Annotated in this window: 7 protein-coding genes; 3 read left to right on the top strand and 4 right to left on the bottom strand. The window is 56.3% G+C overall.

Annotated elements, in window-relative coordinates:
- From RTY00_RS19505 to RTY00_RS19490, 4 genes are all read right to left on the bottom strand, one after another.
- A partial coding sequence (locus RTY00_RS19505; RefSeq protein WP_312665622.1) for a UbiA family prenyltransferase occupies positions 1-409 on the bottom strand: 409 nt, incomplete at its 3' end.
- A gap of 6 nt (positions 410-415) precedes the next feature.
- The gene (ubiC, locus tag RTY00_RS19500) at positions 416-934 is read right to left on the bottom strand and encodes a chorismate lyase (protein WP_008109935.1); all 519 of its coding nucleotides are present in this window, start codon (positions 932-934) and stop codon (positions 416-418) included.
- Between the two features lie 92 nt (positions 935-1,026).
- Positions 1,027-1,437 (bottom strand): phosphate-starvation-inducible protein PsiE, encoded by a 411-nt coding sequence (gene psiE / locus RTY00_RS19495; RefSeq protein WP_008109934.1) that lies wholly within the window; start codon positions 1,435-1,437, stop codon positions 1,027-1,029.
- 69 nt (positions 1,438-1,506) lie between these two features.
- A complete protein-coding gene (locus RTY00_RS19490) occupies positions 1,507-2,205 on the bottom strand; it encodes a UTRA domain-containing protein (protein ID WP_008109933.1) in 699 nt (232 codons plus the stop codon).
- Positions 2,206-2,429: 224 nt separating this feature from the next.
- Between RTY00_RS19490 and RTY00_RS19485 the strand changes: the two genes are divergently transcribed.
- From RTY00_RS19485 to RTY00_RS19475, 3 genes are all read left to right on the top strand, one after another.
- The gene (locus RTY00_RS19485) at positions 2,430-3,491 is read left to right on the top strand and encodes an ABC transporter substrate-binding protein (RefSeq protein WP_008109931.1); all 1,062 of its coding nucleotides are present in this window, start codon (positions 2,430-2,432) and stop codon (positions 3,489-3,491) included.
- A 10-nt stretch (positions 3,492-3,501) separates the two neighbouring features.
- A complete protein-coding gene (locus RTY00_RS19480) occupies positions 3,502-4,311 on the top strand; it encodes an alkaline phosphatase family protein (RefSeq protein WP_312665619.1) in 810 nt (269 codons plus the stop codon).
- Positions 4,311-5,134, top strand: an 824-nt coding sequence (locus RTY00_RS19475; protein ID WP_312665618.1) for an ABC transporter permease subunit, incomplete at its 3' end; no start/stop codon positions are given. The genes RTY00_RS19480 and RTY00_RS19475, both read left to right, overlap by 1 nt.

Raw genomic sequence — 5,134 nt, 5'->3', positions numbered from 1 at the left:
GCTTCATAAACGGATACACCCACGCCAGCGCCAGGCCGCCAAATGACAGCAAAATGGTCATGGTGTTCATGGTTAGCACAAGCATAAACGCCAGCAAGCCGAGACCGGCGAACAGCAGTTTGGCCTCTTTCTCAGATACCGCGCCGCTGGCCAGCGGACGTGACGCCGTGCGCTTAACGTGACCATCGATTTTGCGGTCAGCGTAGTCATTGATGACGCAGCCTGCAGCACGCATCACGATAACGCCAAGCACAAACACCAGCAGCACCGGCAGCGGTGGAATCGCCATGCCGGAGAGCCACAATGCCCACAGAGTTGGCCACAGTAATAGCACGGTGCCGATGGGTTTATCGATACGCATCAGGCGGCAGTAAGCCTGCCATTTGGTCATGGGTAAGGTGTTTTGCACAGTGGTTTATCCTTGATCCAGCGCGCGGTAGAGCGGCGACGCCGGTAAAAACAGTTCAGTTAACAGTAGCGGCTTGCCCGACAAGCGCAGGCGGGAACGGCGTCCCCATAACTCGCCAACCTGACCGGGATCGATAAAATCGCGGCTCAGGGTAGATGAAGAGAACAGATAGCGACCGAGCGGGCGCGTACCGAGCTGTTGCAGCATCTGCTCGGGGCCGTTCAGCGTGCTTTCTGGCACCACCGTGCGGCCAATCAGCCAGGGTACGCCATCACCGCACAGCACTATTTCGCGCAGCCAGAAGCGCTGATCGGCGGGCAGAAATTCCGCCTCATCCGTTATCTCATCGGCGCCAATAAACGCTTCGCGAATCAGTTCTACGGTCACTTGCTGACAATGCTGCTCGAAGCGGCGCGTCATGGAGTCTTCTTCCATTAACCAATCAAGTAGCGGGGCAGAAAGCTGCGGGGAAGAGGCTGGCAGCCAGTGCAGTGCGCGTAACTGGCGCAGCGCGTCATGCGACATCAGGACATCTCCGGAAAAAAAGTTGCCCTAGTTTAACGCAGAGGAGAATGCGTGGCACTGCTGGTTGTGCCACGCGCTAAAAACAGGGTTAATTACTCGCGCTTCAGGCGGTTACTGTTGGCCAGCCACAGCGTCACCACCAGAATCAAAATCGCCGCTGAATAGTAGAGCGTATCAAACGGATTTTTATGGTCGACGATGATCAGGCGAATAATTGCCGTGATGCCGATATAGATGAAGTAGCGCAGCGGGAAGTGATAGCCCGACTGAAAGTACTTCACAATCAACGCGATAAATTCGAAGTAGAGGAAATAGATAACGATGCCTTCTATCAGCAGATAGGACGACGTCTGCTCGCCAGTGCTAAACAGCACATTGGCCAGATGGATGGTTTCTTTACCGAGAAACACCACCAGAATAATGGCCAGGATGATCAAGCCAATATTCAGCACCCACTGCAGTGCCAGGGAAATGTACTGCCCAACCCCTGTTTTTATTGTCATTTTTTGCGCCTCTCGCTCTCAATTACTCACTGGCGCTATCATGCTGTAGTGTGATCAAAATCACAATATTTATACTTCGACATCCACGCACAGCGCGTCGTAGCGCCAGAACTCGCAGTCGCAATCAATCACGCGCTTGTGCTGATCGCGGTTGATGCGGGTAATTAACAAGCCGGGCGTACCGCTCGCCACGTTGAGCGCGGGCGCGGCGCGCACCGGCAGCGGTCCCGGCAAAATGGTAAAACGTGCACCGCCGTAACGAATGCCATAGCGCTGGTCATACAGATCGGTCAGCGAGCGCGTCAGGTCTTCATCCAGCAATCCCGGAAAAAAAGCGGGATTGAGGTAATGCTCGACATACAACACGGCGCGACCGTCAATACGACGCAGGCGGCGAATGCGGTAAACCTTATCGCCTTCAAGTAGTTGCAGATGACGCGCGATCGCCAGTTGCGCCGGTACTTCCCGCGCCTCCAGCACTTCGGTGCTGGCAATGCGACCTTGCTCGGCGGCCATGGCATGAAAATGGCTATGATGTGACGGGTTATAGACCAGCCGCGGCGGAGCGAGAAACCAGCCGCGACGCAATTCCCGGTAGATAATACCCTGCGCTTCCAGCAAACCCAGCGCCTCACGCAGCGTGATGCGCGTGGTGGAATATTGTTCGCTTAAGCTGCGTTCGGCAGGCAAACGACCGCTGGCAAATTCACCGTTTTCAATGCGTTCCCGCAGCCCTGCCGCAATCACATCTGCCGTTTTCGACAACATTTTTCAGCCTCATTTTGGGGCAAATCTGCACTATGACAGTTCGATGACTACAATGTGACAGAGTACAACCCACGCTTTAGCGCGCTGTAACCGCATGTGGATCGTCGCGCCACACCACATTTCACCACCATGGTCATAAAACCTTCATCTACTCGGGCTACATTGGCTCGGTTCTTGCTGGACTAGACCAAGAAGTCCCACAACATATACCGGGAGCAATCGAGATGAAAGCGTTTATCGCCTCTGTAGTAGCCAGTGCCGTACTGCTTGCGCTGCCTGCCGCGCAAGCCGCAGATAATGACCTCGCCGCGTTAGAAAAAGCCGCGCGCGCCGAAGGCCAGGTTAACAGCGTCGGCATGCCAGATAGCTGGGCCAACTGGAAAGATACCTGGAGTGACCTCAACAGCAAATATGGCCTGAAGCACAGCGACACCGACATGTCCTCTGCGCAGGAACTGGCAAAATTTGATGCAGAGAAAGAGAACGCCAGCGCCGATATTGGTGATGTGGGCGCGGCTTTCGGTCCGATTGCCGTGGCTAAAGGCGTGGCGCAACCCTATAAACCAACGCATTGGGATCAAATCCCGAGCTGGGCAAAAGATCAGGATGGCAACTGGATGCTGGCCTATACCGGCACCATCGCGTTCCTGGTGGATAAGCAGCAGGTTAAAGATGTGCCGCACAGCTGGGCCGATCTGAAGAAAGGTAAGTATGTGGTCACTATCGGTGACGTCGGTACTGCGGCTCAAGCGGCCAACGGCGTGTTAGCGGCCAGCTACGCGTTGGGCGGTGACGAGAAGAATGTGAAACCGGCGTTGAGCTTCTTCGGCGATCTGGCGAAAGAAGGCCGCCTTGGCGTGACCGATCCGGTGATTGCTAACATCGAGAAAGGCGAAATTCAGGTAGCTGTGGTGTGGGACTTTAACGGCCTGAACTACCGCGATCAGATCGACAAAAACCGCTACGAAGTGGTGATTCCATCTGATGGTTCCGTGACGTCTGGCTACAGCACCATTATCAACAAATACGCCAAACATCCGAACGCCGCCAAGCTGGCGCGTGAATACATCCTGTCTGATGAAGGTCAGATCAACCTGGCGAAAGGCTATGCGCGTCCGATTCGTGCCGAACACCTGAAACTGCCAGCCGACGTGCAGGCCAAGCTGCTGCCGCAGTCTGAGTATAAAAATGCTCGCCCAATCAAAGACCAGGCCGCATGGGATAAAACCTCGAAAATGCTGCCGCGTCTGTGGCAAGAGAACGTCATCATCAATATGAAGCAGTAAGGAGCGAGGGATGAAAACGATCCTGGTGGTGTTGGATGGGCTGAGTAATCAGGTGGCGCAACACGCAATGGGCTATCTGTTTGCCGAATGCGCGCAGGGCAACGGCCAATATTACACGCTGACCTGCGAACTGCCTTCGCTGTCGCGCCCGCTGTACGAATGCATTCTCACCGGCATTCCACCGGTGCGCAGCGGCATTATTCACAACGGCGTCAGTCGCATGAGTAATCAGCGCAGCATCTTCCATTACGCGCGTGCCGCCGGTCTCACCACCGCTGCGGCCGCCTATCACTGGGTGAGTGAGCTCTACAACCAATCCCCGTTCAACGCGGCGCGCGACCGCCACACGGTCGCGCCCGATCTGCCCATTCAGTATGGCCACTTTTACTGGGACGACGGTTATCCGGATTCCCACCTGTTTGAAGACGCAGAAAGCCTGCGCCTACGGCACGATCCTGACTTCCTGCTGATCCACCCGATGAACATTGACGATGCCGGGCACAAGCACAGCTTGTCATCGCCGCAGTATCGCAACCGCGCGCGCATGGCCGATGGTTACCTGTCGCAGTGGATGCCGGGCTGGCTGGCGGCCGGATATCAGGTGATTGTCACCGCCGATCACGGCATGAACGATGACCGCTCGCACGGCGGCATTTTGCCGGAAGAGACGCAGGTGCCGCTGTTCGTGTTTGGCAAAGGCTTCTCGCTGCAGCCCGATCTCCAGCCGCAGCAAACCGAACTGTGCGGCATCGTGTGCACCTTGCTCGGCGTCGAACATGACAAGCCGGTTTGTCACGCGTTACTGGCGGAGCCGCAGTAATGAAGGGCAAAACGCTCGCTGCGCTGTTGCTGCTGCCGTTTGCGCTATTTTGGGTGGCATTTCAGCTCGCGCCGCTGTTGTGGATTGCCATCAACAGCTTCTGGAGCGACATGAATGAGCGTTGGGGCTTCGATAACTACCGCGACATCCTCACCTCGCCGTTCTATTTGCAGGCGTTTCGCCTGTCGCTGGATATCTCCATCTGGTCGAGCATTTACGGCCTGCTGATCTCGCTGGTTGCTGGATATTCGCTGCATCGCCTTGGAAGCGGCCGTTTTCAGCGCTTTTTGATGTCATTTACCAACATGACCAGCAACTTCGCCGGCGTGCCGCTGGCGTTTGCCTTTGTCATTCTGCTCGGTCTGAACGGTTGTCTGACGCTGCTGCTGCGCCATTATGGCGTGCTGGAGGGCTTCAAGCTGTTCTCGCGTGACGGCATGGTGCTGGTTTACACCTGGTTCCAAATCCCGCTCGGCATTTTACTGCTCTATCCGGCGTTTGATGGCCTGCGTCAGGATTGGCAAGAGTCCGCCGCGCTGCTGGGTGCAGGCCGCTGGCGCTATTGGTGGCACATCGGTTTGCCGATTCTGTTCCCGGCGCTGCTTGGGACTTTCGTAATTTTGCTGGCGAATGCGCTTGGCGCTTACGCCACCATTTACGCGCTCACCACCGGCAACTTTAACGTGGTGCCGGTGCGTATTGCCGCGCTGGTATCCGGCGATATCTCGCTTGATCCTAACACCGGCGGCGCGCTGGCGATGCTGCTGGAGCTGATTATGGCGCTGATTACCGTGGTGCAGCAGTATCTGGTGCGCCGCAGCTA

The sequence above is a fragment of the Pantoea sp. CTOTU49201 genome (assembly GCF_032054795.1).
GTDB lineage: Bacteria > Pseudomonadota > Gammaproteobacteria > Enterobacterales > Enterobacteriaceae > Pantoea > Pantoea symbiotica.
Note: the sequence above shows the minus strand (reverse complement) of the source record. Positions and strands in the feature narration are given on the sequence as shown.

Bases quoted from the DNA above. Each gene is read 5' to 3' on its own strand.
- ubiC (WP_008109935.1), bottom strand. From the start codon at position 934: ATGTCGCATGACGCGCTGCGCCAGTTACGCGCACTGCACTGGCTGCCA.
- psiE (WP_008109934.1), bottom strand. From the start codon at position 1,437: ATGACAATAAAAACAGGGGTTGGGCAGTACATTTCCCTGGCACTGCAG.
- RTY00_RS19490 (WP_008109933.1), bottom strand. From the start codon at position 2,205: ATGTTGTCGAAAACGGCAGATGTGATTGCGGCAGGGCTGCGGGAACGC.
- RTY00_RS19485 (WP_008109931.1), top strand. From the start codon at position 2,430: ATGAAAGCGTTTATCGCCTCTGTAGTAGCCAGTGCCGTACTGCTTGCG.
- RTY00_RS19480 (WP_312665619.1), top strand. From the start codon at position 3,502: ATGAAAACGATCCTGGTGGTGTTGGATGGGCTGAGTAATCAGGTGGCG.